The organism is Candidatus Enterovibrio escicola, from assembly GCF_002464935.1.
GTDB lineage: Bacteria > Pseudomonadota > Gammaproteobacteria > Enterobacterales > Vibrionaceae > Enterovibrio > Enterovibrio escicola.
Window position 1 is genome coordinate 38,692 of the sequence record NZ_NBYY01000009.1, and the last position, 24,672, is coordinate 63,363.

Sequence of the window (24,672 nt, forward strand, 5' to 3'; positions counted from 1 at the left end):
CCATCCTAAGCACTGATGCATCTTACCTTTGACTTTCTGGTGAATTTTCTCGATCACGTTATTCAAATACTTGACTTGAAGTACTTCGATCAAGTTGAGCTTCCTCCCCGCCAAGTAGAGTTGTATGTTGATATTATGCAGTGCTAATACATTGGTACTACTCCCATTAATCACCACCCTTTCAGGTAACCAGTTATGGTCTATTGCTTTGTTGAATAAAGTGTTCGCACAGTAGAAAATTAATGACATTACCTAACTTATCAAATAGCCAGATAGGAATACTTCCACTAACCTTTGACGTTGATATATATCACGTCTATCCGCCACTAAGAGGCGATAGGCTTCTTTATTCGGCGAGCCTTATATTCCAGTAAAGGAGGATATTTCTGATAACACACCGATGATCAGCATTGATACTCATCTTAGCATGATCTCGTTCGATTTTACGGTAACTGAGTGTATAAAAAACGTAATAACAAACAACCTAGAGGATGATGTCGGAAGGAAAGTAGCGACCATAAAAGTTGATAGTCATAATGCTAGAAATAATGAATGATGATGAGATCATCACTTAGTACTCCAATTTGCGATAAAATCCTAGTTTTTTAGACTGTTCATAGTTTTAAGGTGGAGAAAGACGGTTATCTCATGGATGATCATAACTTAAAAAATCATCGCAGTACCTCAACCATCGAGTATAAGCAGTATCGTTTTGTATGCAGTTTCAGACGCGACCATCACGCGTTGTATCATGCTTGATTTAGAGTGTTTGTTTTTCTTTTTTGTCAAAGTTACTTTCATATCGCGTAGCTTGATCTTGATTTTATTGAAAATAAAACATCTTAAATGATCGCGGGTATATACCTTGGGCTGTATCTGAATTGTAACGATATACGGATACTAGCTTTCATTTTGTTTGTGCTTTTTTGTTACCCGAATCCTAGTTCTACATGGGTCACAACGCGATTTCGTCCCTTTTCCTTGGCGAGATAAAGTGAAGAGTCTGCTGCTTCAATGATTGTCTCAAGAGATTGAAATTCAGGAAACGTCGCTATCCCAGCACTTAGCGTGGTATAAAAGGTTTCAGATCCATTGGAAAATGGTGTTTTAGAAAAGGTCACTCGAAATTCATTAACAAGTTCCAGCGCAATGTCTGTAGATGTATCTGGCAACACGAGGGCGAACTCTTCACCGCCGTAACGAGCAACGGTGTCAGTTTTCCTGAAGCGGTAGTTAAGTCGCCTTGCAACGCCTTTGATGACTTTATCCCCAACAGGATGACCGTATTTATCGTTGACCAACTTGAAATGGTCAATATCAATCATCGCGAAACTGACATTGGCTGCATGCCGCCGCGCACGAGAAAGTTCTCGCTCCAGTGCAACCTTTAAGTTAGAGTGATTTAGAAGACCTGTCAAACTGTCTCTGTCCATCAAGGTACTGAGCTTTCGAAATCGTTTTGCACGAATAGAAACGGCCTGTGTTAGGTGTATATCATTGATAGGTTTAATAAGAAAATCATCAGCGCCAACTTGTAATGCCTCCATTTGCATTTTTAAATCAGTTTCGCCTGAAATGTACACAATAGGTAGGTTAGTGTGGGACAAGTGCTGACGAATAACACAAACTGCATCAATACCTGAGCAATCAGGCATGTAAAGATCCATCAATACGATATCTGGATTGAACTCACCGATTTCATCAAGAAGATGCTCCATATTTTCAAGAAGTAATGTCTTCATCCCCGCTGCTTGAAGGACGATTGAGTAGTGTTCGGCAATGACACGGTCATCATCAACGATCAATACGTGATATTGAACATGCTTCGCTTCCAAGATATTGTCTAAAACCATCAGTAAATCATCATATTCAATCGGTTTCTGTATGAAGGAAAAGGCACCAGCTTGGGCCACATTAAGACGGCTTCTCCAACACTCTGTGGGACATAATACGACCAACGGAACACCACTCTCTTTTCGCCATACTTGTGAAATATCATCAAGTAAATTAAATTCACGTAAGTCAGCGATGATCACGGATGGGGTTGCCTGCTTGATAGCATCGCCAAGTTCACTTGTATTGGCAAAGAAACTGATGTCATAGTCAATCTTCTGCAACTGCTCTATCATCTCTCTGGTGTCTTCTTCTTGGCTGGATATCACGTAGGTCAATTGTTTTTTTTTGTGTATTTCATGTAGCAGACTCACTTCACCATACGTCATTTCAACGGGTTGTTTTGGTGCTATGTCGGATATCTCATTCAATGATGTTACTATTGCGTCAATGACTTCGTCTCCTTTCGGAAGGGTCTTATTCTCCAAAAATGGTTTTAACAAAATTTCAATATCTCGACCTCGTTTACCAAGATCTACGAATCCCAATGTGATGGCGGTGCCAGCAAGTTTATGTGACTCTTGAGCGAATTCCTCAAGTTCAGTCAAGCTATCTGATGGCGCATGTTGAACGGTTTTCCAAATTAATTGGATTTGGGCTATCCGTTTTGGCATATTCTGTAAAAACTTATTTTGATGCTTTTGGAATTTTTTAAGTTGTGATGATCTCACTCACAGTACTCCATCAAGCAGGTGTTTTATTTCATCGCCTAGTTCCATAGGATCAAATGGCTTACTGATCACACCAATGGCGCCCAATTTACGATAAACATCAATTTCATTTTGTTGAACTTTGGCAGTCATGAAGATAGCGGGTGTTGTTGTTAGATGTGAGAATTTTCGCAATTTAACGAGTGTTGTCGGTCCATCCATAACTGGCATCATTACATCTAGTAGAAACACATCTGGCCCTATGAGAGCACCTTTTTCTAGTGCTACATTGCCGGACTCGCATACGACCAAAGCAAAGTCTTTTTCATCGAGTGTCATCTCTGCAATATCGCGAATGTCTTCATCGTCTTCAACGTATAGAATCTGAATGGGTACGGACATTATTTTGCTCCTGTTTACCGATCGTTTTAAGTATAATACATACTTCATGTTTGAGCCTTTTGCTGCAAATATTAGCTTTTTTATCAGGTTTTGTCGCAAAGTTATGCAGAAGTAGTAACATACTGATTATTAAATGCAATTTGGCTGCAGGCGCGCGGAATTTATCCCAAACAGATAAACCATCTTGGTTGTCGAACTGTCCATTTTTAATCATCAACCACAGTTCTATGTGTGCGAGTATTGAGGTGGCTCCTTCATCTTATTTCCATCCTAGGCACTGATACATATTATCTTTTACTTTCTGGTGGCTTTGCTCGACTAGATCGTTAAAGTACTTAACTTGAAGTACTTCAATTAAGTTAAACATCTTTTCTGTAAACCAGAATTGAATGTTGATATTATGAGGCGTTAGCATTTGCATAACTCTTATCAATCAGAATCTTTCCGCGTACATCGTTATGGCCTAATTGCCATGATAAAAAGGGCGCGAGCCACTTTTCCATCACGGTGATCGCAAAGTAAAAAATTAACGTCATTACCGCACTTATTGACTACTAGATAGTAATACTTTAACTGACCTTGGACGTTGATATATGTTTCGTCCATCCGCCATGAAGAGGTGACAGGGTTCTTTATTTGATGAACTGGATGTTCCAGTAAAAGAGCATATGTTATAATCCGCCGATTGATAGTTGAGTGATCAGCATTAATACCAAACTCGGCAATGATCTCTTCGATTTTACGGTAACTGAGTGTATAAGAAACGTAATAGCAAACAGCCTGGAGGATGATGTCGGAAGAAAAATGGTAACCAGAAAAGTTGCTAAGCATAATGCTAGAAATAATGAATGCTGATGAGATCATAACTTAGCACTCCAGTTTGCGATAAAACCAGTAAATTTTATTATTATGGTATCTATTGTTTTTTATATTGACAATATACACTTGGCTCTATCAAGAAACAAATAATCATATAAATAAATAGATCTAATTAAAGTTGCTGTTTGAAAATTATAAAATATTTATATAAATCAAAATTTCATGCTCGTCTACTTGACGAGCAGTCATTGAAAAAACATGCTTTGTCATGTATTCCGTATTTAGTTCATTTATATTATAAAATCAGTTTAGTTTGTCTTTCACAGACTATGATTAGATGTTTACTTTCATCGGATTAGGGCTTTTAGTAAGTAGTTAGTCGTTTGATGTTACCAATATGTAGTAAGCATTCAGAAATACACAATATAATTTTTACTGGTATGGTTGTATTTATTACCTCTTGGCTATCCATTCTTATCTTTATTAAACTGTGAAACTTAACCGTTACAGTATTTCTTTTCCTTATATAAGGAATATTTTCCGATTACACATTCATTGTTCTTTCTTTTTCCTGAATTTCTATGATCCAATGGCGTTGTTTCCCATATATCTGAACTAATCGTAATTTCTACGATCAGATAATCATGGAGTTAAGCAGGAGGTGATGATGGGAAAGATCAAGCACAAGATCAACAACTGGACACAATATAATCAAGCATTAATAAACCTAGGCTCAGTCACTTTTGTGATAGACATCGCTGCCATTAAAACATGGCATTATCTAAAGCATCACGTCCATCGTGACCGTGGGTTTATATTTTCGGAGACCGCGATTGAAACGATACTGATGGTGAAAGGTATTTTTAAGCTTTTACTTCCTTGGATTAAAAGGCTTTCTTAATTCAGTTTTTACGTTGATAAACGTCCCGCTGAAATCCCCTACATACAGTTGCATTAGTAAGTATTCGAAGACCGTAGAAGTTAAGTACCGTTTGTCGAGTTAAGGAGCTGTCGCCCACCTCATCATTGATGCCATAGGCATTAAGGTATACGCAGAAAGTGAATGGAACACGCGTAAATACGGTAAGGGAAATTGGCGTATCTGGTGCAAATTTCATCTTGCCGTTGATGTGTCTACTCATGAAGTTATTGCTGCAGAAGTTAGCATAGTTTCTGTGGGGGACAATGAGGTTTTACCTACATTGCTTAACCCATTACGACGCAAGATACAGCCAATCAGTGCTTATAGAACCTATGACACAAAAGCGTGTCACCACGACTAAAAAACAAAGGAATAACGCCCCATATTCCACCTCGAAGCAACACGGGATACTGGGAGGAATGGGTGGTTTTACGGTTTTAAATTATACCTCATAGTCAATGATCAAGGTGGCATTATCTCAATCAAAGAAGCCGAGTATCAAGATGACTAGGTTTGATAAGCACGCTATTACTGCAGATCTGCGCTTAATGACAAGACTCAAATTGGTGAAACTCTGTTAAATATGAAAACGTTGAACAAAGTTATAAAACTGGATATGCCTGTTCGCTTGCAGATAATTAAAACTGTAAAAAAGATTTAGATCAGTGCATTATAAGCTTTATTTAATCAACAACGACTGAAAAACAACCTATTAATACATGACCATGAATCGAAACAATTTTGAGAATCTCTAGATATAGAACCAAATTTAAATAAAAATGTATTATACCATTATTTTTTAATATCCATTGGTAACTAGTCTTACCTGTTGTTTTTACGAGGAAATGCTAACATAACTAGCATTATTAATGCATCAGAAGGTGTTATTTTTATATTTAAGCAGGAGCGTAATGATAAACATCATTTATAAACAATAGTATCATTTTTGGTATTAAATATAAGAAAGGATAGGTAATGAGGATAACCCTTGTTGGTGCGGGTGCAATCGGCTCACTTTGGGCATTGAAGCTACATCAAGCTGGACACTATATCCATGTTTGGACACGTGACTTTCGGCCCACTATTGAGCTCGGACTAAAAGATGGGACAAAAGAGACTTTCTCTTCAAACAATGTTCAGCTACTGTTAGATAGTGACTGCATTCTATTTTGTGTTAAAATATTCCAGGTAGTGGGGGCACTTGACGCAATTTTACCTTATCTTAATCTAAATGCATTGGTTATTTTTATGTATAACGGCATGGGAATCTCTGAGGCTGTATTGACACGATTAGGAACTACACCAGTAATACTTGCTACAACGGCTCAAGCAAGCTTTAAACTATCGAAAGTCGAAATTAAACATAATGGTATCGGTGAAACTCGGCTTGGGGGTGTGAATGATGCGGGGAAGCAGTATAGCTTTATAGCCGATGTTTTCCATCATGCGCTCGCCCCTTGCTTTTGGGAAGAAGAAATAAAGCATGCTCTTTGGCGGAAATTAGCTATTAATTGCCTGATCAATCCGCTAAGTGCCCTTAATCAAATTGCAAATGGAGAACTGATAAAAAAAATTTGGCATAAGAAACTTGAGCAATTAAGTGGTGAGTTTGCTGAAGTTGCACGTAAGGAGAAAATTAACCTTAGTAAGGAGGAAATATTAGAACTCAGTTTGGCGGTCGCGCGGGCAACCGCAAATAACTATTGTTCTATGAATCGCGATGTGTTCTTTAAACGGCCATCAGAGATCGATTTTATCACGGGATACCTTATATCTCGTGCTAAATATTATAGTATTCACGTTCCCCTAAACGTCTCACTATACCAAGAGATAAAGAATCTAGAGTGTTCCTATGATAAACGTCAGTATACTCATTTTTCTAGCACTAGGTATCGAAAAAATATAAGTTAACATGGCGTTGTTTCCCAAATATCTAAATCTAGAAAGCCTTCTAATCTACGAAGTGGGAACTTAAACATACCTTTAACCATCAGTGCCGTTTCAATCGAGTGATCGGAAAATATAAACCAACATCCACGATGACCTTGATGCTTTAGACAATGCCATACCTTAATGGCTGCGTCATCTATCCAAAAAGTGATTGAGCCACGGTTTACTAATGCTTGATTTATATTATTTCCAATCATCACCTCCAGCTTAACTCCATAATTATCTGATCGTAGGAATTACGATTAGTTCAGATATTCTAGAAATGACGATATATAAACAAATTATTATTGATTAATATCTAGAATAAATCTAGAGAAAACACGTATTCTTCAATCTTTATCTTACTAAATACAGTTTTAACTCTTTCATTAGTACTGATAGTAGGAGACAATAAATAAGCGGAGCTTATAAGTCATTTAATAATATTATTATTCATGATTTATCTATAACGTAGCTAATTTTAGATCTGTATAAGCGAGGCTTTTTAAGCCTAGTTATTTTAAGGTTTGTATTTTTTGATTGGTGTTATAACTCACTTATAATTGAATGTTTTGATGCCATTTTAAATCAAGAAACCTCAAATTATTTTGGCATATTGAACATAACTGAAGAGTATATATGCATATCAAAAGTTCTCCATTAGTGCGTTATTTTTTATTCTAATCATTTTATCGTTTTCCATTAACAAGTCTTTTTCTGAAGATTACTTTCGAGCCGATGGTCGTACTCCAAATGAGATAATAAGAAGTAAAGGCTTATTATCGCGTGGTCAAGATAATGAATATGAATATGGAAAGCCTCAAGATATAAGCTTGTATAGCCATACTATAGGAAACGTCCTTACAGGAAATACACGGTTTGATGATGGATATGTATCCACTACACATTCCATGAGGTCTGCTCTTCGTATCGGACAGAATGTGCTTAGTGGTCTATCTGTTTACTATATATACGTTATTGATTCTGCGCCAAATATATTAGATGTCAATGCTGTGCTTGGACGTTATTCTCCCCATCCAGGAGAATTTGAGTTTGCTGCTCTAAGGGGTGTTCCATTGAGCTAAATTATTGGCTGGTACAGAGTAAGTTATGGGGTTGTAGATGTAGCAATGACTGCTAACCCTGAATATTCCAGAATTTTATTTAGTCCACTGAGTATAGCACCAACCGTGGACGCATATGGATTAGCTGGATTTCCTGATGGACATAGAACATGGAGAGAAGAACCATGGAGAAGCTACGCTCCTGAGAAGTGTGCGTCAGACCTGAGGAGCATTACGTGTATAGATCAAACTGATACTCTGTCTCAGGAAAGATTAAAAAGTTTTAAGGATATGATATTTAATCAAGGATTACTTTCTAAAGAACTTAAGTTGATTCATTCAATACACGTTGAACAATATAAGTATAATTACAAAAATGGTCCATTTTTATGTATAGAACACACTAATAAACAGGGAGAAGATAAGAATACAGCTTGTACATTTTCTATTCTTGGGGAAAGTAGTGTAATGTTTAAAACATTATACTCATTATCTAGATTCGTATACGATAATAAAGTTAGTGTATTCCTCCACATTAGGAATAATATCTGGAACGAGTATGATATTATTTCAAGGTTTTCTTCTACAGAGTTATCTGGCATTGAAGTCCAAATAGGTTATGTTGATTGACGTCCTCCAAAAATTGAACTAAACCTGTTCTCCTGTACATATTTGTTTTTATTATGCATAACTTAATTCCGTCCCATAATCGGTTATAAAAGAAATAAAGACTATAAATTTTAATAGAGTGTATCAACATATAGACTCTCAAATAATAATCAAGAAGGATATTTACGATGACACTACAGAATACGTTTATTATATCTCTCTTATTAATACACTCATTATTCATTGGTAATTCTTATGCTACTGAACATATATATGTTTACAGATACGATGAGAGGGTACCAAAAGAGGTCTTCCGCAATGGCTTCACTGCTTTGGGCAATAATGATGATATATATGAACATATGACTGGTAACTCTTGTAAAACAGGTTCTTTAAATTTAGTGATCATATCTACCACTACTTTGTATTCGTACGCAGAAAAACTTCAAGAATTAAGAGTTAGACAGAAATTACAGGCTGGGGAGGAAACTACTATTATTGGATATATATACAAAACACGAGCGGATGGCAACTTCTATAATATGATACCAACAGAAAACATTTAAGATGTCACTATAACCTCTTTCTATAGACACGGAGATATTACAAATACTGCTGTCACTTTAAACTTGAACTATATATATCAGGATACACAAACAAACAGTGAACCTTATATTGATTCTTATAATAACCATTCACGTTTGAAAACTTTGGTTGCAAAGTTTCCTATTTTTGGTGCTTATATTTACAAACAAAGAGATGTTAGGAATTTGTACTAGGATGATAATTTAGTTTATTTGGGAGATATGATTTTATGAAGCCATTAATGTTATTCATGTCGTTTATGTTATTTATTAGTAATGCGTACGCAAGAGAAGATATCAATTCTATTGAACTCCCCAGTGATCTAATCTATTTATCAGCTGGTGTTTGTCCTTCTGGAAGTAGACTTATTGATTATGATGAGGCCAGTTACCAATCAATAAGAAAACGTATTTCTGAATTGACATATCGTTCACTGTGGGGTTTTTTTACTGTATTGGATGGAAGGTATGAGTCGGGTAACTATGGTCATATATTAAATAAAATTGGTCGTAGAGACTCATTGTCTCAGTTAAGCCAATTTTGCGTAGAAACTATGAAGGAGACACCTTCTAATGAGGGGATTAGGATATTTAACGCTCGTACAGTTAAAGACCTCTTAGTTGGTAATGATAATAAGTTATGTGCTATTTTTGCTCAGGAAGGAGTGCATTCCGTTGTAGGAGGGTGCATTGGGAATAAAGAATCTAATGTAAAATATCATGAATCTTATGAAGCATTCAGGACAATGCTAACAACAGCATATTTATCACAGAGGAATGTAGATATAGTTTTAGATCCTAACCAAACTCATTTCAATTTCACCGCTCCATTATTTTCTACTTATACAATTAAATCCATTATGGCAGTATCCAAATGAAGAGTTATATTTTTTATATTTTATTTATTCTACCCACCCTTGTAAATGCAGCCACAAATGTAGTTGATGGTGTAAATATCGATAAATTCGGTGTCTTCGGAGATCGAGAAGGTTTTATCTGTGCAGTATTTAAAAGAAAAGAAGATAAGTATAATCTTTGTACTTCCAGTAATGACAAGTCTTTTGATGCAACACAAAGTATTTTGAGAGCATATGCATTAAGTGGTAACATCCTTAGGATTTCTTATGATACTAACATATACTATTTATTGAATAATGAAAAATGGTATAAGATCTTAAATCTTTCTCCTTGTTATAGTCCTAATGGATGTTACTAATTATGAATATATCCATGTCTCACATTTCAAATTATAATATTTGATTAACTATCAATGCTTTCCGTCAGGTGAAATGCACAACTTAGCGGAGAGCCCTGCATGACTGAAGTACACTCTCCGCAGGAGTTATTTCCCACATATATGAACTAATCATAATTTTTACGATCAGATTATCATGGGGTTAAGCGGGAAAAAGCCAAGCAAAAGATCAATAACTGGAAACAATATAATCAACCTCAGATCTGCATAAGCACTTGCTTATCAAGCCGAGTGATCTTAATACTCGGCTTCTTTGGTTGAAATGAATATGCGATGAGCCCAACCAGCAAGTTGACCATAAAACTGATAAAACTACGGTGCCGAAAATGCTCGATTTAGGATATGTTTTTTAGTTGGTCAAAAACGGTTTCCATAATAAATCGTTTCCGGAGCATCAGGCGGTCCCACAGTTTCATCACTTTGGGTTTCATGTTTTGTCTCACACCCGTTATCAGTGTCACTCACTTGTCTGCAAGTTCCCGCTATAATGGATCATTGATATAACCTTTATCTCCGTATAAATACCCAAAAACCACGCCATCCTTCCTTTTCCTCGCTTTGAGGTACCTTTAAAAACCTGATGTCTGAGAATGCGGAAGTTATAACAAATCTTGTAACTTGGACGAATCAACGAAGGAAATCCCTATCAACTTTGCCTGACGAGGAGTGAGGTAAAAACAAATCGGAACCAGAAAATCTTACATGAGCTTAAGCATTCGCGTGTGGCTGATTAATTCAGGAAATTCGTTGGTGAGGCAGTGGCAAACAAAGTGGATGTAATAAGTTTTAAAGTCTCTATATCCAGATTGATGGGAAGCTATCAATATCGTCATCACTTCGTTAACTGAGAGGCGAGAAAGTTTATTTCTTTGTTTGAAACCGGAAGAAATTAGTTGTTTTTTCCATGCAGGTAGGAAAGTCTGGCAGAAGTCATCGATATTGATGAAAATAGCATCTAAGTTATTCATGCCAAAGTCCTTATGCAGTCAATATTTTTTTAAACGATCAGATTACGACTTTGGTATTTAGTTCATTTCTTATACGCAGCTCAGGTTAATAAAGTATTAGTCAACCGTGACTCAATTACTTTTTGGATAGAGGCCTCTACCATTAAGGCATAGCCTTGTCTAAAGCATCACGATCATCTAGACCGTGGGTTTATATTTTTGGATACTTCGATTGAAACGGCACTGATGATGAAAGATCTTTTAAAACTCCCACTTTGTGGATTAGAAGGCTTTCTTAATTTGGTTTTTAGGTTGATCTTTCTACTCATGAGGTTATCTCTGCAGAAGTTAGCCTAGTTTCTGTGGGTGACAATGAGGTTTCACCTACATTTCTTAACCCATTACGACGAGAAATACACCAAGTCAATACCGATGGATCCTATGATACACAAGTATGTCACCACGTACTGAAAAACAAAGGAATAATACCCAGTATTCCACCTCGAAGCAACGCGGGGTAGTGGGAGGGAAGCATCCTAGAAATGAACAGGTAAAAGAGTTAGAAAAAAAGAAATTGTGGGAGTAAAAAAGGACAGAGGTTATCACAAACTCTCATTAAGCAGAAACAGCAATGTTTCGCTATAATATAGTTGCTCAGCCCTAAACTCACTCTTCCTGATTACACTGCTCAAGTTGGTGAAGCGTTGGTAAATGTGCAAGCGATAAACAAAGTTATAAAACTCGGTATGCCTGTTCGCTATCAGACCAATTAAGCTGTAAAGAACATTAGGATAAGTGCGTTATAGACCTATTTTTTATCTAGGGATTTCCTCCCAGAAACTATATGTGGGGGGGGCTTAAGGCATGTCCCTATCTGTGATACATTTAGCACGATTGAACAGTTGAAAGGCATGAATGAATTTCCAAGGTATTAAATCTAAGCTGCTTCGCTTTAAACGTATTTTCACTACGAACCTCCCTGACACTTAGGGATTAACTGACACAAATTATAAAGTTGCTAATTCTGCCTATCTCAGGAATGGAAACCTCCGTTGAGATTCTGGTTCTCCAAGTTCCTGTTCTAATCAACAACACCATCCAAAAAGTGACTGAGCCACGGTTGACTAATACTTGATTATATTGTTTCCAGTTGCTGATCTTTTGCTTGGTCTTTCCCATCACCACCTCCAGCTTAACTCTAGGATCATCTGATCGTCGGAATTGCGATTAGTTCAGATATTTAGGAAACAACACCGCTAATAATAATCATGAGAGTTAAGTACACGTTTTTATGCAAAATAAAATAGGCTCATATTACCGAGCCTTAATTTTTTAGCAGCAAATTGAGGTGTTACGCTCGCGTAAACATAGTGTAAGGTTTTCTATAGGTCGTCAGTGTATTCCGACAGGAAAGCAGCTACGCCTTTAGGCGTAGGATCCATCGCTGCTTTACCTTCTTCCCACTGCGCTGGGCAAACTTCACCGTTCTTTTGGTGAAAGCTTAGTGCATCAACCATACGCAACATTTCGTTAATATTACGACCGAACGGAAGGTCGTTAACTACTTGGTGACGTACGATCCCCTCTTCGTCTATCAGAAACGAACCACGGAATGCAACACCAGCTTCTGGATGTTCAACGTCATAGGCTTTACAGATTTCGTGTTTAATATCTGCGACCAGTGGGTATTTAACTTGGGCAATACCACCGTTTTTAATTTCAGTATTACGCCATGCGTTGTGTGAAAATTGGGAATCGATAGAAACACCGATTATTTCAACTCCTTTAGTTTGAAATTCTGAGTGACGCTTGTCAAAGGCAATAAGCTCAGAAGGACATACGAATGTAAAATTTAGTGGGTAGAAAAACAGAACTGCCTTTTTACCTTTAGTAAATTCTTTCAGGTTAAAGTTTTCTACAATTTCACCATTGCCCAGTACCGCTGCTGCAGTAAAGTCTGGGGCTTGACGGCCTACTAGTATCATTTGTCAGCTCCTAAGATTTTTTAGATAACAGGCAAAAGCCCGAATTCCTTGATAAACATGACAAATTCTAATAGAGCTGATAGATTGGGAAAAGTAAATTTAATAGATTAAAGCAATCGGAAAAATCGATGAACAAGTTTCCTTCTCTAAAGCAATTGTACTATTTAGTAACACTGTATGAGACACGGCATTTCGGTGAGGCGGCTAAACGGTGCTTTGTTAGTCAGTCCACACTAAGCTCAGGTATTCAAAATCTAGAAGGTTTAATCGGATCTCAACTTATTGAACGTAATAATAAAACATTGGTATTTTCGGCAATCGGTGAAGATGTGGTATCTCGAGGTAAGGAGATGTTGGCCCGTAGTCAAGATTTAATGGAAATGACACTGGTGAGTGAAAAGCCAATGCAGGGCAAACTACGCGTTGGGTGCATTCCAACCATTGCACCCTTTCTGTTGTGCGATTTGGTGAAAGCCGTTAATCAGCATTATTCAGAATTGGATTTGTTGCTGCGAGAGGACACAACTGCCAATTTGCTCCACGCATTAAAAAGTGGAGAAATGGACGTATTGATACTAGCACTTCCCGTAGGGATTGGCAGTATGGTAAGTCGTTGTGTCGGGCGTGATTTTTTTAAAATGGTCTTGAGCCGTTTTCAGGTGGAAAAAATGAATTGGCCAATAAGGTACGTTGATTTGCCAGACGAATCTGTGTTTCTGTTAGACCGCGAAAATTGCCTGACCGATCATGTAGTTTCTGCATGTAATCTAACGTTAACAGAGAAAATTAATCCCTTTACCGCCACAAGTTTGCATACTTTAGTACAAATGGTCGCTAATGGATTGGGTACCACCTTTGTTCCTCAAATGGCGATCAAACACGGATTGGTGGATAGTTTAGATTTGGTTGTTGTAGAACCCCCAAGTGCTGAAGCTTATCGTGAGATTGGATTGGTTTGGCGTCCAACATCTAGCCGTAAATCCACCTTTGATCTGTTGGCTGATCTCGTAGAAACTTTGCTACAATAAGTTCTTTTGTTCATGATAGTGGGAACGTAGGCAAGTGAAAAAGTGCCTTCCAAGTGGAAATTAGATTTTGTACCAAAACACCTTGAATATTCTCGATTCTAAAAGTCATCAATGCATTCACTTTGAAGCAGATCCTCATAGGAATAAACAGTCTATTTCACGGGAATTTAATGACGAAATGGGCGCACAGATACCTTCCCGTAGGACGAGTTTACTATCGCCATGCTCGTGTTATCCATTTCTGATGGGGCTCACTACACCTACAAAAGAATACTTTGATCTTGACATCAGGAGAACTAGCTGAAATCTTTAACTTCAAGTTCTTGTGGTATACAACATATTACATGAAATTTATCTGCCATCACTTAACATGTGACTTCCGAGCTATAGTGATAGTTTTCCATCAAGCTTGATATCGAGACTTCAAAACCTATTACATCCACTTTGTTTACCGCTATCTCACCCACCGTCAGGCAAAGCTGATAGGGATTGCCTTCGTTGATTCGTCCAAGCTACAGGTTTGTCACAACTTACGCATTTTCAGATATCTGGTTTTTAAAGGTACCGCGAAGAGAGGAAAAGAAACGATGGCTAACGTGTCTAATAGAAAGCCTGTATCGGAAATGGCTGACGAACTTTGGGGGTGTTTATACGGAGACAAAGGTTATATATCTGATTCCATTGGAGCGGGAACTTGCAGACAATGGAGTGACACTCCAACGGATGTGAAAGAAAATATGAAACCCAAAGTGATGAAACTGTGAAACCGCCTGATACTCCGGAAACGATTTATTATTGAAACCGTTTTTGACCAACTAAAGAACATATCCCAAATTGAGCATTCTAGGCACCGTAATTGTATCAGTTTTATGGTCAACTTGCTGGCGGGGCTCATCGCGTGTTCATTTCAACCAAAGAAGCCGAGTATTAAGATCATTTGGCTTGATAAGCAAGCGCTTACTGCAGATCTGAGGTTAAGTTATTCATGCCAAAATCCTTGTGCAGGCGATAGTTTTTTTCAAACGATCCGATCGCAACTTAGGCATTTAGTTCATTTCTTATGCGCTGCTCAGGTTAGCCTATTGTCGGTGGGTGACAATGAGGTTTTACCTACATTGCTTAACCCATTACGACGAAAGATACAGCAAGTCAGTACTGATAGAGACTATGACACAAAAGCATGTCACCACGTACTGAAAAATAAAAAATAACGCCCAGTATTCCACCCTAAAGTAACGAGAGCTACTGAAAGGAAGGCTATCCTAGAAATGAAGCTATAAAGGCGTTGAAAGACGACAAACTGACGGAGTGAAAAAGGATAGTGGTTATCACAAACGTTCATTAGAAGAGACAGAAATATTTCACTATAAACAGTTGCTTTGCCATAAACTCACTCTTCGTGATTACAATGCTCACGTTGATGAAGCGCTGGCAGATGTGCAAGCGATGAACAAAGTTCTAAGACTGGGTATACCTGTTTGCCAGCAGACAAATTAAGACTATAAGTAAAGATCTAGATCAGTGTGTTATCAGCCTAATTTAATCAACAACGTCATTCAATGTTACTTAATTTGATATTTTTAATTGAAATTCTACTACTTATAATATATTGATTATATGGTATTCCTTGTGTCAAGTGTGTAACACTTTAGACATTAATAGACGTCCATAAATAGAGGAGCTTAACAATAATTGACGATAGAATTATGACATACGAAGAGGTAAACGAGTATTATTAATACATTGTTGTTTATTTGCAAATGATTTTTGGAGGATCTATGGCATTACAACAGCAAAAAACGTTGCACGAGAAAAACTCTGAAACAAAATTGTCGTTCGTTCCACTGATCACTAAGAAAGACACTGATGTATTAACAGAGGATGCAATAGTATTTCTGGCAACTCTCGTATCACGATTTACTGATCGTATCTCTTCACTCCTAATAGAGAGAGAAACGCGCCAAGCCTGTTTTGATAGCGGATCGCTTCTCGATTTCTTACCAGAAACTGAGGATATTCGCTCCACCGCTTGGACTATTCGTGGCATACCGCATGACTTGCAAGATCGACGTTTGGAAATTACAGGTCCACCTGACAGAAAAATGGTGATCAATGCGCTGAACGCAAATGTAAACGTGTTCATGGCAGATTTTGAAGATTCATTTTCACCTGTCTGGAAGTCAATACTGGAGGGTCATCGTAATCTGACTGATGCTATCAATCGGACGATCGCCTTTGAGGATATAGCAACCGGAAAACAATATCAATTGAACGATGATACTGCTGTATTAATGTGCCGTGTTCGTGGATTGCACTTAAAAGAAAAACACGTGCTGCTTAATGGCATCCCAATACCTGCTGTATTATTTGACTTTGGTCTGTACTTCTTCCGTAATTACAAAGCATTGCTCGAAAATGGTTCTGGACCCTATTTTTACTTGCCTAAGCTTCAGGCACATCAAGAATCAGCGTGGTGGAATGACGTATTTAACTTTGCTGAAGACTATTTCGATTTGCCACGGGGTACCATAAAAGCAACCGTGTTGATTGAAACCTTACCCGCGGTGTTTGAGATGGAGGAAATTCTTTTCCACCTGAAAGACCATGTTGTAGCGATGAATTGCGGTCGTTGGGATTATATTTTTAGCTACATTAAGACTTTCAGAAATCATTCAGATAGAGTATTGCCAGATCGTCAGGTTATTACTATGGAAAAACCCTTCCTCAATGCGTACTCACGTTTGTTGATTCAAACGTGCCATCGTCGAGGTGCTATGGCGATGGGCGGAATGGCTGCGTTTATTCCATCAAAAGACTCAGTAAAAAATGCGTGGGTGCTAGATAAGATCCAGCAAGACAAATCGTTGGAAGTGAAAAACGGCCACGATGGTACTTGGGTGGCACATCCGGGGTTAGCTGACACGGCCAAGAATGTGTTCGATCTTGTACTTGGTGATCGCAAAAATCAATTGGATATACTGCGTGAACAGGACGCGCCTATTACAGCTACAGAGTTATTAGCACCGTGTAAGGGGGATTGTACCGAAAAGGGGATGCGACATAACATTCGTGTGGCGGTCAAATATATTGAAGCATGGATATCGGGTAACGGATGCGTACCAATATACGGCTTGATGGAGGATGCCGCAACTGCTGAGATTTCACGTGCATCCATTTGGCAATGGATCCGACACCAAAAATCGCTTAGCAACGGAAAGATCGTTACAGCTGATTTTTTTCGTACGTGTTTGGCCGAAGAAATGCTTGTTCTAAGAAAGGAACTTGGAAGTGATGTATTCAACAGTGGAAAATATCATCAGGCCAGTAGCATTATGGAGAAACTAACCACTGGTGACGAACTGGCAGATTTTTTAACGTTATCTGGGTACGAATTCCTAGAGTAAGTTATATCTTGGATTGGCAACTAAATTGTATTGCGGAGAAGGGATCACAATGACTTTAACAAAACAGCAGCAAATTGACGTGTTAAAAAAAGACTGGGCAGAAAATCCACGCTGGAAAAACGTGAAACGTAATTATACTGCAGAGGATGTGGTAGTGTTACGAGGATCCATATTGCCAGAATTTACCTTTGCTCAACGTGGCGCTGAAAAATTATGGAACTTGGTAAATGGCTCAGCGAAAAAAGGTTATGTGAACTGTCTAGGTACGCTGACCGGTGGCCAAGCCATTCAGCAGGCTAAAGCTGGCATTGAAGCCGTTTATTTGTCTGGCTGGCAGGTGGCGGCCGACAATAATACAGCCTCATGCATGTATCCAGACCAATCACTCTATCCGGTAGACTCTGTACCTGTCGCCGTGATGCATATCAACAATGCCTTTCGCCGTGCCGACCAAATTCAGTGGTTAAAAGGTATTACGCCAGAAGAGAGTATTGATTACTTCCTGCCTATCGTCGCGGATGCAGAAGCAGGTTTTGGTGGTGTATTGAATGCCTACGAGCTGATGCGTCATATGATTGAAGCTGGTGCAGCAGGTGTACACTTTGAAGACCAATTAGCATCGTTGAAAAAATGTGGTCACATGGGCGGGAAAGTTTTGGTTCCTACCCAAGAGGCAATCCAGAAATTGGTTGCAGCGCGTCTCGCCGCCGACGTTGCAGGCACAACGACCATTTTAATTGCCCGTACCGATGCAAATGCGGCCGATCTACTGACCTCTGATTGTGATCCCTACGATAAAGATTTCATCGTTGGAAAGCGTTCAGTTGGAGGTTTTCATAAGGTAAGATCTGGTATAGATCAAGCTATTTCTCGGGGTTTGGCGTATTCACCTTATGCGGATTTGGTATGGTGTGAAACAGCGAAACCAGATCTCTCGGAAGCTCGCCTATTTGCCGAAGAGATCCTGAGAGAACACCCAGACCAGCTGTTAGCATATAACTGTTCGCCCTCGTTTAACTGGGAGAAGTACCTCGATGCAAATAGAATTGCAAGCTTTCAGCAAGAGCTATCTGACATGGGTTACAAATACCAGTTCATTACGCTGGCTGGTATTCACAATATGTGGTTTAATATGTTTGACCTTGCCCATGCTTATGCACAGGGTGAAGGTATGCGACACTATGTTGAGAAAGTTCAGCGTCCTGAGTTTGATGCAGCAGGGCGCGGTTACACATTTGTAGCGCACCAGCAAGAAGTCGGTACGGGCTACTTTGATAAAATCACTAACATCATTCAAGGTGAAGACTCTTCTGTGATGGCTCTTACGGGATCTACAGAAGAAGATCAATTTTAGCAACAAGTAAGATCTAATACAAAACGAGATCCAATAAGAAAAGATTACGACCTTCTGGTCGTTTTTTCGTTTCGTCTTCAAGCTTCGATCCTAATATAAACTTAGATCTGTATAATTGTATCTTTTCCAAGCCGAGTGCTTTTAAGGTAGGTTCTTTTGGTTGGAACGTATAAACAATTAATCTAACAATCAGGGTGACTATAGAGCTCACACTACTTCGATACCGAGAATACTCTATTTTGAGTATGTTCTTCAGTTGATCCAATCCTGTCTCGATGATAAATATTTCTCTCAACATAAAACGATCCAAAAGACACATCACCTTTGGTTCCATGTTATTCCGTGTACTCGTAACTAGATCCACCCTTTTCTTAGGGAGAATTTTTCTCAAGAGAGTTTGATATATATCCTTTATATCCATAGAGTAATACCCAGAGATTATCGACCATATCAGGCACGAGTTTTCTATCATCAACATTAGTTATTGTTACATTTACTGAAATGATACCGACTTTGTCGTTGATGATAAGGTAAAGTTTTAAAGCCATAGAACCCTCCCATCGTCCTCTTACTTAGTTCAACCAAACACGCGATGCCAGTTAGGCTTTACTCGGCAATGTGTCCGATAAGAACAAATAGGAGCCAGCACACTTTTTATCAACGTAAGAAGCCGTGTATAGCTGAGAAAAGCAGGACACTCAGTTGTTAGGTAACGGTAGACATATTGTGTGTAATACATCTTAAGATCACGAAACCGCGATTGATGAAAAGATACAATAATTGTCACGACTTAACTGATCAAAAGGTAAGACTTGCTTATTTCTTTGTTTGATGCCGGAAGAAATTAGGTGTTTTTCCCATGCAGGGAGAAACGTTAAGTAGAAATCAGCGACATCGATGAAAACAGCGTCTAAGTTATTTATACTCAAGTCCTTGTGCAGTCAATAGTTTATTTCAAACTATCAGCTCGCGAATTTGGCATTTAGTTTATTTCTTATGCGCAACTCAGGTTAATTAAAACTGAACCATATTATTTAATTCGCCTAAAGGTATTTCATCTTAAATGACGATGCTTCAGAGAGAGATCAGTCTATACCACGTTTATCAATATCTCACTCATGATTTTGCTTATCAATGAAGCGTTGTTGATTAAATCAGGCATATAACGCACTGATCCCAATCTTTTTTACAGTCTTAATTTATCTACTGGCGAACAGGCACACCAAGTCTTATAACTTTGTTCATCGCTTTCATATTTGCCAGCGCTTCACCAACTTGAGCATTATAATCACAAAGAGTGAGTTTAGGTCTTGGCAACTGTTTATAGCAAAATATTTGCTGTCTCTACTAATGAGCGTTTATGTTAACCACTATCCTTCTCCACTCTGATAATTTGTTCTCTTTCAACGCCTTTACAGCTTCATTTATAGGATGCCCTTCCTCCCAGTTCCCGCGTTGCTTCGAGGTGGAATACTAGCGTTATTCCTTTGTTTTTTAGTACGTGGTGACATGCTCTTGTGTCATAGGCTCCATCAGCACGGACTTGCTGTATCTTGCGTCGTAATGGGTTAAGAAATGTAGATAAAAACTCATTATCACCCACAAAAACTAGGCTAACTTCTGCAACAATAACCTCATGAGTAGACACATTAACTGCAAGATAAAGTTTACGCCAGATACGTCAATTTTCCTTATCAAGTTTACGCGTTTTTCATTCACCTTCGCCGTATACCTTTAGGCCTGTGGCATCAATAACGCAGTGGGCGACAGCTCATAGACTCTGCAAACAGTGCTTAACCTAAGCTACGCATAAGAAATAAACTAAATGCCAAAGTCGTGAGCTAATAGTTTGAAATAAACTATTGACTGCACAAGGACTTGAGTATAAATAACTTAGACGCTGTTTTCATCGATGTCGCTGATTTCTACTTAACGTTCCTCCCTGCATGGGAAAAAACACCTAATTTCTTCCGGCATCAAACAAAGAAATAAGCATTTTCGCCTCTCAATTAGCAAAGTGATGACGATAGTGATAGCTTTCCATCAATCAGGGTATCGAGACTTCAAAACCTATTACATCCACTTTGCTCTTACCTTACTCACTGGAAGGAAAGGCCGATAGGGATTGCCTTCGTTGATTCGTCCACGCTACAGGTTTATCACAACTTACACCTTTTCAGATAGCAGGTTTGTAAAGGTACCTCGAAGCGCGGAAAAGAAATGGTCTGGTGGTTCTACGCCTTCAGATTACACCTGATTAGCAATGATCAAGGTGGCATTATCTAAGTCCACGTGATGACGGCTAACGTGGATGATAGAAAGCTTATATTGGAAATGACTGACGAGCTTTGGGGGTGTTTATACGGAGATAAAGTTTATATCTCTGATCCATTGGAGCGGTAACGTGCAGACAAGTGAGTGACACTGATAATGGGTGTGAGAAAAAATATGAAACCCAAAGAGATGAAACTTTGGAACCGCCTGATGCTCCGGAAATGATTTATTATTGAAACCGTTTTTGACCAACTAAAAAACATATCCTAAATCGAATATTTTCGGCACCGTAGTTGTATCAGTTTTATGGTTAACTTGCTGACAGGGATTATCGCGTATTCATTTCAACCAAAGAAACCGAGCATCAAGATGACTAGGTTTGATAAGAAAGCGCTTAGGCAGATCTGAGGTTACTTAACTTCTACGGTCTTAGAATTCTTACTAATGCAAGTGTATGTAGGAGATTTCAGCGGGACATTCATCAACGTAAAAACCAAATTGAGAAAGCTTTATAATCCACGAAGTGGGAGCTTAAAAATACCTTTCACCATCAGTGCCGTCTCAATCGCCATATCCGAAAATATAAACCCACGACAACGATGACCTGATGATTTAGAAAATGCCATGCCTTCATTTTTATTTTTCGCGATACTACGAATCTTCAACATCACTGAGCAGTACAGATTCCAATGCTATTTCAATCATTTCATTGAACATCGATTGACGCTGTTCATAGGTGATTTGTTCACCAGTTTTTATGTGATCAGACACTGTACAAATGGTTAGGGCTTTTGCACCGAACTCAGCAGCTACACCGTAAATACCCGTTGCTTCCATTTCTACACCAAGAATTCCGTATTTCGCCATTACGTCAAAAAATTTTGGATCCGTTGAATAAAATGAATCTGTAGAAAAAAGGTTACCAATAAATACTTTAATGCCTTTTAATTTAGACGCATCCACTGCGTTACGGGACATATCGAAATCAGCAATCGCTGCAAAATCGTGACCATTAAAACGTGTACGGTTGATGTTGTTATCGGTACAAGCACCAATACCGATAATAATATCACGAAGTTTCACGTCCTCACGTACTGCACCACAACTACCCACACGAAGAATTTTCTTCACGCTGAAATATTTTATCAGCTCCGTGGTCTAAGTTGAGCAGGATGGGATACCCATGCCATGTCCCATCACAGATGATCTTCCGCCCTTTATAAGTGCCTGTATAACCGAACATGCCACGAACATCACAAACCAATTGTGCCTCATCTAGAAACGCTTCTGAAATGTACTTTGCACGCTGCGGATCACCTGACATCACAACGACATCTGCGAAATCATCTATTTCAGTATTTATATGTGGAGTTGCCATTTTTCTGTTTCCTTTTTGATCGAAATGTTGGTTTATAGAAATGATTTACCATATTCCATATCTGTAGTATCGAAGTACTGAGCAATCGTTTGTCCAATATCTGCAAAGGTTTCTCGACTCCCAAATGAACCTGCTGGCACTTTCTTACCATAAACTAGGATAGGAATGTGTTCACGTGTATGATCCGAACCAAACCAAGTTGGATCACAACCGTGGTCTGCAGTGAGAATAAGAATATCGTTTTCATCCAGCATATTTATGATCTCAGGCAAACGAATATCAAAGTATTCAAGGGCTGCTGCATAACCTGCCACATCTCGGCGATGGCCATAAGAAGAATCAAAGTCAACAAAGTTAGTGAAAACAATACTGTTATTGCCTGCATATTTAATCGCATCCTTGGTAGCTGAAAACAGTGCAGGAATACCCGTAACTTTCACTTTCTGTGTGATACCACAGTTTGCATAAATGTCCGCAATCTTTCCGATCGAGATAACTTCACCATTTTTTTCTTCAACCAGCTTCTGCAGTACAGTTATTGACGGTGGCTCAACAGATAAGTCTCGACGATTACCAGTACGCTTAAATTGACCTCTTTTTTCCCCTACAAACGGACGAGCTATAACACGTCCAATGTTATAATCTTCAAGTTCTTCACGGACAATGTGGCACAAGTCCATCAGCTTATCCAACCCATAAGTGCCTTCATGACATGCAATTTGAAAAACGGAATCTGTCGATGTATAAAGAATTGGTTTGCCAGTTTCCATGTGATCCTCGCCCAGAGCATCCAGCACTTCTGTACCTGATGCGTGGCAGTTACCCAAATATCCCAGCAAATTCGCACGTTTAATAATGCGATCTAGTAGTTTTTGTGGAAAACTATTTTCACGATCAATGAAGTAACCCCAATCAAACAGCACTGGTACACCCACCATCTCCCAGTGACCTGATAGGGTATCCTTACCAGACGATAATTGCTCCGCATAGCCATAAGCGCCTATGATGTCAGCGTTTTCATCAAGTCCTTCCGAGAAATAACCAGAAGATGCTTCACCAGCTTTCCCCAGACCAAGACTATTCAGGTTAAGTAGATTAAGTAATCCTTTTCGGTTCTCATTATCTGCCTCACCAGCAGCACACGCCTTAGCGATAGAGCCCAATGTATTTGCCCCCAGATCACCAAACTTATAAGCATCTCTCGTAGCTCCAATTCCGAAGGAGTCAAGAACCAAAATAATTACACGTTTCAGGGTCGCCTCCACTAAACATCCTGTAAGCCGATTTGACAATACACATTTGGGATTACCTGAGCCATTTTATCTAAGATAGTCATCACAACCTGAATTTATTCTTCTGCCTGTTACCATTGATCTTCCTCCTTCTCATGAACAATTACTAACGGTTTTGAATTATTAACCTGTATTCCGAATCTGATCACATTACCAAAATCAACTGGATAATAAAGGGGTTAATGTCAGTATGGCATCCACCACTCGAGCCGACATAACCGTACCTATGGTTAGGGTATTCATGAAGAAAATAAAATAGGATATTAATGCAAAAACAGGTTTGATTAAATTTGCAGTCGCCAGATATTTACCGTAATGATTTATACAATTTCACGACCAACCTAGTCCTATGGAGATTTTACTAAAGCACTCAGCAATTTTACCATCCTCTAGCATTGCTTTATAGTTTCAGCAGTGTGGTTACTTTATCTTTAGCAAGGCCATTGATCATCAGCATGTCGGAATATTGTGCCATTCTCATAGCGTATAAGTGAGAGTTTCGGTATTCACCCATCAGGAAATAGACGTTTTCTTCACTTCTAACAAACAACCTGTATTCGATGCTTAATTTTATTTATGTCGATTAGCTAACGCACTGCTATGGATATTTGCATCGTTTGCAACTTCGATAATCGATTCCTCATAAATCTTATGACAGTGAGTAAGTGGGCATTAACCCCCTTGAACCTACTTTGATGTCCATAACAAGTAATTTAAAGTCTACCGCCAATTCTTTGGACACGATAGACTTAGTGCTCAATGAGATTTTATCAATCATAACAGTAACATCAAGATTTACCTGACTGACGACATCATTACTTTGGATAATTCTTTAACCTAGAATTGACTCCAGCCTATCCAACGTTTCACTGGTATGACCCAA

16 protein-coding genes and 15 pseudogenes are annotated in these 24,672 nt (G+C 38.6%); 15 read left to right on the forward strand and 16 right to left on the reverse strand.

All coding sequences use genetic code 11. The features are described from left to right. Positions 1-15 precede the first annotated feature (15 nt). From BTN49_RS01790 to BTN49_RS01810, 4 genes and pseudogenes are all read right to left on the reverse strand, one after another. A pseudogene (locus tag BTN49_RS01790) lies at positions 16-535 on the reverse strand (DDE-type integrase/transposase/recombinase); the annotation flags it as partial. Between the two features lie 394 nt (positions 536-929). Continuing rightward, positions 930-2,507 (reverse strand): diguanylate cyclase, encoded by a 1,578-nt coding sequence (locus tag BTN49_RS01795; RefSeq protein ID WP_223823990.1) that lies wholly within the window; start codon positions 2,505-2,507, stop codon positions 930-932. A 57-nt stretch (positions 2,508-2,564) separates the two neighbouring features. After that, complete coding sequence (locus BTN49_RS01800) at positions 2,565-2,945, reverse strand: response regulator (RefSeq protein ID WP_097355772.1); 381 nt, start codon at positions 2,943-2,945, stop codon at positions 2,565-2,567. A 259-nt stretch (positions 2,946-3,204) separates the two neighbouring features. Next, positions 3,205-3,776, reverse strand: a pseudogene (locus BTN49_RS01810) (IS6 family transposase). Positions 3,777-4,431: 655 nt separating this feature from the next. On the opposite strand from BTN49_RS01810, the pseudogene BTN49_RS01815 reads away from it, so the two are divergent. From BTN49_RS01815 to BTN49_RS01820, 4 genes and pseudogenes are all read left to right on the forward strand, one after another. Then, a pseudogene (locus tag BTN49_RS01815) lies at positions 4,432-5,106 on the forward strand (IS5 family transposase); the annotation flags it as partial. Next, positions 5,084-5,173, forward strand: a pseudogene (locus tag BTN49_RS21665) (transposase); the annotation flags it as partial. The pseudogenes BTN49_RS01815 and BTN49_RS21665, both read left to right, overlap by 23 nt. After that, on the forward strand, positions 5,145-5,267 hold the full coding sequence (locus BTN49_RS18860; protein WP_263363526.1) for a hypothetical protein: 123 nt from the start codon (positions 5,145-5,147) through the stop codon (positions 5,265-5,267). The pseudogene BTN49_RS21665 and the gene BTN49_RS18860, both read left to right, overlap by 29 nt. Positions 5,268-5,661: 394 nt before the next feature. After that, on the forward strand, positions 5,662-6,597 hold the full coding sequence (locus BTN49_RS01820; protein WP_097355774.1) for a 2-dehydropantoate 2-reductase: 936 nt from the start codon (positions 5,662-5,664) through the stop codon (positions 6,595-6,597). Between the two features lie 26 nt (positions 6,598-6,623). Here the strand turns inward: BTN49_RS01820 and BTN49_RS01825 are convergent. Next, positions 6,624-6,833 (reverse strand): annotated as a pseudogene (locus BTN49_RS01825) (transposase); the annotation flags it as partial. Positions 6,834-7,292: 459 nt separating this feature from the next. On the opposite strand from BTN49_RS01825, the pseudogene BTN49_RS17050 reads away from it, so the two are divergent. The 4 genes and pseudogenes from BTN49_RS17050 to BTN49_RS01845 form a co-directional block, all read left to right on the forward strand. Next, positions 7,293-7,973, forward strand: a pseudogene (locus tag BTN49_RS17050) (enterotoxin A family protein); the annotation flags it as partial. Continuing rightward, the gene (locus tag BTN49_RS17055; protein WP_223823995.1) at positions 7,971-8,309 is read left to right on the forward strand and encodes a subtilase family AB5 toxin binding subunit; all 339 of its coding nucleotides are present in this window, start codon (positions 7,971-7,973) and stop codon (positions 8,307-8,309) included. The pseudogene BTN49_RS17050 and the gene BTN49_RS17055, both read left to right, overlap by 3 nt. Positions 8,310-8,476: 167 nt before the next feature. Then, entirely contained in the window at positions 8,477-8,854 is a 378-nt protein-coding gene (locus BTN49_RS19985) for a hypothetical protein (RefSeq protein ID WP_097355778.1), read from the forward strand. Positions 8,855-9,102: 248 nt separating this feature from the next. Further along, positions 9,103-9,750 (forward strand): hypothetical protein, encoded by a 648-nt coding sequence (locus BTN49_RS01845; RefSeq protein ID WP_097355779.1) that lies wholly within the window; start codon positions 9,103-9,105, stop codon positions 9,748-9,750. 574 nt (positions 9,751-10,324) lie between these two features. Here BTN49_RS01845 and BTN49_RS21670 read toward each other — a convergent pair. Together BTN49_RS21670 and BTN49_RS21675 are read right to left on the reverse strand one after the other, a co-directional pair. Continuing rightward, positions 10,325-10,648 (reverse strand): annotated as a pseudogene (locus BTN49_RS21670) (transposase); the annotation flags it as partial. A gap of 2 nt (positions 10,649-10,650) precedes the next feature. After that, positions 10,651-11,095 (reverse strand): annotated as a pseudogene (locus BTN49_RS21675) (transposase); the annotation flags it as partial. A 36-nt stretch (positions 11,096-11,131) separates the two neighbouring features. On the opposite strand from BTN49_RS21675, the pseudogene BTN49_RS01860 reads away from it, so the two are divergent. Continuing rightward, positions 11,132-11,847 (forward strand): annotated as a pseudogene (locus tag BTN49_RS01860) (transposase). Positions 11,848-12,067: 220 nt separating this feature from the next. On the opposite strand, the gene BTN49_RS12640 reads toward BTN49_RS01860, so the two are convergent. Together BTN49_RS12640 and BTN49_RS01865 are read right to left on the reverse strand one after the other, a co-directional pair. Continuing rightward, complete coding sequence (locus tag BTN49_RS12640) at positions 12,068-12,256, reverse strand: hypothetical protein (protein ID WP_146679019.1); 189 nt, start codon at positions 12,254-12,256, stop codon at positions 12,068-12,070. A gap of 200 nt (positions 12,257-12,456) precedes the next feature. After that, the gene (locus BTN49_RS01865; RefSeq protein ID WP_097355781.1) at positions 12,457-13,059 is read right to left on the reverse strand and encodes a peroxiredoxin; all 603 of its coding nucleotides are present in this window, start codon (positions 13,057-13,059) and stop codon (positions 12,457-12,459) included. Positions 13,060-13,187: 128 nt separating this feature from the next. Between BTN49_RS01865 and BTN49_RS01870 the strand changes: the two genes are divergently transcribed. The 5 genes and pseudogenes from BTN49_RS01870 (at position 13,188) to aceA (ending at position 18,845) form a co-directional block, all read left to right on the forward strand. Continuing rightward, the gene (locus tag BTN49_RS01870) at positions 13,188-14,087 is read left to right on the forward strand and encodes a hydrogen peroxide-inducible genes activator (protein ID WP_097355782.1); all 900 of its coding nucleotides are present in this window, start codon (positions 13,188-13,190) and stop codon (positions 14,085-14,087) included. A gap of 488 nt (positions 14,088-14,575) precedes the next feature. Beyond that, positions 14,576-14,932: pseudogene (locus BTN49_RS13715) on the forward strand (transposase); the annotation flags it as partial. 207 nt (positions 14,933-15,139) lie between these two features. Further along, positions 15,140-15,584 (forward strand): annotated as a pseudogene (locus BTN49_RS21680) (transposase); the annotation flags it as partial. A 281-nt stretch (positions 15,585-15,865) separates the two neighbouring features. Further along, positions 15,866-17,491, forward strand: a complete 1,626-nt coding sequence (aceB, locus tag BTN49_RS01895) for a malate synthase A (RefSeq protein WP_097355786.1) — start codon at positions 15,866-15,868, stop codon at positions 17,489-17,491. A 49-nt stretch (positions 17,492-17,540) separates the two neighbouring features. Further along, the gene (gene aceA / locus BTN49_RS01900; RefSeq protein ID WP_097355787.1) at positions 17,541-18,845 is read left to right on the forward strand and encodes an isocitrate lyase; all 1,305 of its coding nucleotides are present in this window, start codon (positions 17,541-17,543) and stop codon (positions 18,843-18,845) included. 13 nt (positions 18,846-18,858) lie between these two features. Here aceA and BTN49_RS14700 read toward each other — a convergent pair whose 3' ends face one another. The 4 genes and pseudogenes from BTN49_RS14700 to BTN49_RS17065 all read right to left on the reverse strand — a co-directional run. Beyond that, entirely contained in the window at positions 18,859-19,179 is a 321-nt protein-coding gene (locus tag BTN49_RS14700) for a transposase (RefSeq protein ID WP_394336621.1), read from the reverse strand. A 37-nt stretch (positions 19,180-19,216) separates the two neighbouring features. Further along, a complete protein-coding gene (locus tag BTN49_RS14705) occupies positions 19,217-19,393 on the reverse strand; it encodes a transposase (protein WP_199399281.1) in 177 nt (58 codons plus the stop codon). A gap of 198 nt (positions 19,394-19,591) precedes the next feature. Then, positions 19,592-19,774 (reverse strand): hypothetical protein, encoded by a 183-nt coding sequence (locus BTN49_RS14710; RefSeq protein WP_199399282.1) that lies wholly within the window; start codon positions 19,772-19,774, stop codon positions 19,592-19,594. A gap of 274 nt (positions 19,775-20,048) precedes the next feature. Beyond that, positions 20,049-20,613: pseudogene (locus BTN49_RS17065) on the reverse strand (IS5 family transposase); the annotation flags it as partial. Between the two features lie 116 nt (positions 20,614-20,729). On the opposite strand from BTN49_RS17065, the pseudogene BTN49_RS21685 reads away from it, so the two are divergent. Continuing rightward, positions 20,730-21,527, forward strand: a pseudogene (locus BTN49_RS21685) (IS982 family transposase). Positions 21,528-21,532: 5 nt separating this feature from the next. On the opposite strand, the pseudogene BTN49_RS17075 reads toward BTN49_RS21685, so the two are convergent. The 3 genes and pseudogenes from BTN49_RS17075 to BTN49_RS01925 form a co-directional block, all read right to left on the reverse strand. Next, a pseudogene (locus BTN49_RS17075) lies at positions 21,533-21,729 on the reverse strand (transposase); the annotation flags it as partial. A gap of 41 nt (positions 21,730-21,770) precedes the next feature. Further along, positions 21,771-22,497: pseudogene (deoD, locus tag BTN49_RS01920) on the reverse strand (purine-nucleoside phosphorylase). A gap of 32 nt (positions 22,498-22,529) precedes the next feature. Continuing rightward, on the reverse strand, positions 22,530-23,750 hold the full coding sequence (locus BTN49_RS01925; protein ID WP_097356045.1) for a phosphopentomutase: 1,221 nt from the start codon (positions 23,748-23,750) through the stop codon (positions 22,530-22,532). Between the last annotated feature and the right edge of the window lie 922 nt (positions 23,751-24,672).

What these genes read in the sequence shown, in the direction of transcription:
- BTN49_RS01795 (WP_223823990.1), bottom strand. Translation starts at nt 2,507, where the DNA reads ATGCCAAAACGGATAGCCCAAATCCAATTAATTTGGAAAACCGTTCAA.
- BTN49_RS01800 (WP_097355772.1), bottom strand. Translation starts at nt 2,945, where the DNA reads ATGTCCGTACCCATTCAGATTCTATACGTTGAAGACGATGAAGACATT.
- BTN49_RS18860 (WP_263363526.1), top strand. Translation starts at nt 5,145, where the DNA reads ATGATCAAGGTGGCATTATCTCAATCAAAGAAGCCGAGTATCAAGATG.
- BTN49_RS01820 (WP_097355774.1), top strand. Translation starts at nt 5,662, where the DNA reads ATGAGGATAACCCTTGTTGGTGCGGGTGCAATCGGCTCACTTTGGGCA.
- BTN49_RS17055 (WP_223823995.1), top strand. Translation starts at nt 7,971, where the DNA reads ATGATATTTAATCAAGGATTACTTTCTAAAGAACTTAAGTTGATTCAT.
- BTN49_RS19985 (WP_097355778.1), top strand. Translation starts at nt 8,477, where the DNA reads ATGACACTACAGAATACGTTTATTATATCTCTCTTATTAATACACTCA.
- BTN49_RS01845 (WP_097355779.1), top strand. Translation starts at nt 9,103, where the DNA reads ATGAAGCCATTAATGTTATTCATGTCGTTTATGTTATTTATTAGTAAT.
- BTN49_RS01865 (WP_097355781.1), bottom strand. Translation starts at nt 13,059, where the DNA reads ATGATACTAGTAGGCCGTCAAGCCCCAGACTTTACTGCAGCAGCGGTA.
- BTN49_RS01870 (WP_097355782.1), top strand. Translation starts at nt 13,188, where the DNA reads ATGAACAAGTTTCCTTCTCTAAAGCAATTGTACTATTTAGTAACACTG.
- aceB (WP_097355786.1), top strand. Translation starts at nt 15,866, where the DNA reads ATGGCATTACAACAGCAAAAAACGTTGCACGAGAAAAACTCTGAAACA.
- aceA (WP_097355787.1), top strand. Translation starts at nt 17,541, where the DNA reads ATGACTTTAACAAAACAGCAGCAAATTGACGTGTTAAAAAAAGACTGG.
- BTN49_RS14700 (WP_394336621.1), bottom strand. Translation starts at nt 19,179, where the DNA reads ATGGAACCAAAGGTGATGTGTCTTTTGGATCGTTTTATGTTGAGAGAA.
- BTN49_RS14705 (WP_199399281.1), bottom strand. Translation starts at nt 19,393, where the DNA reads ATGGCTTTAAAACTTTACCTTATCATCAACGACAAAGTCGGTATCATT.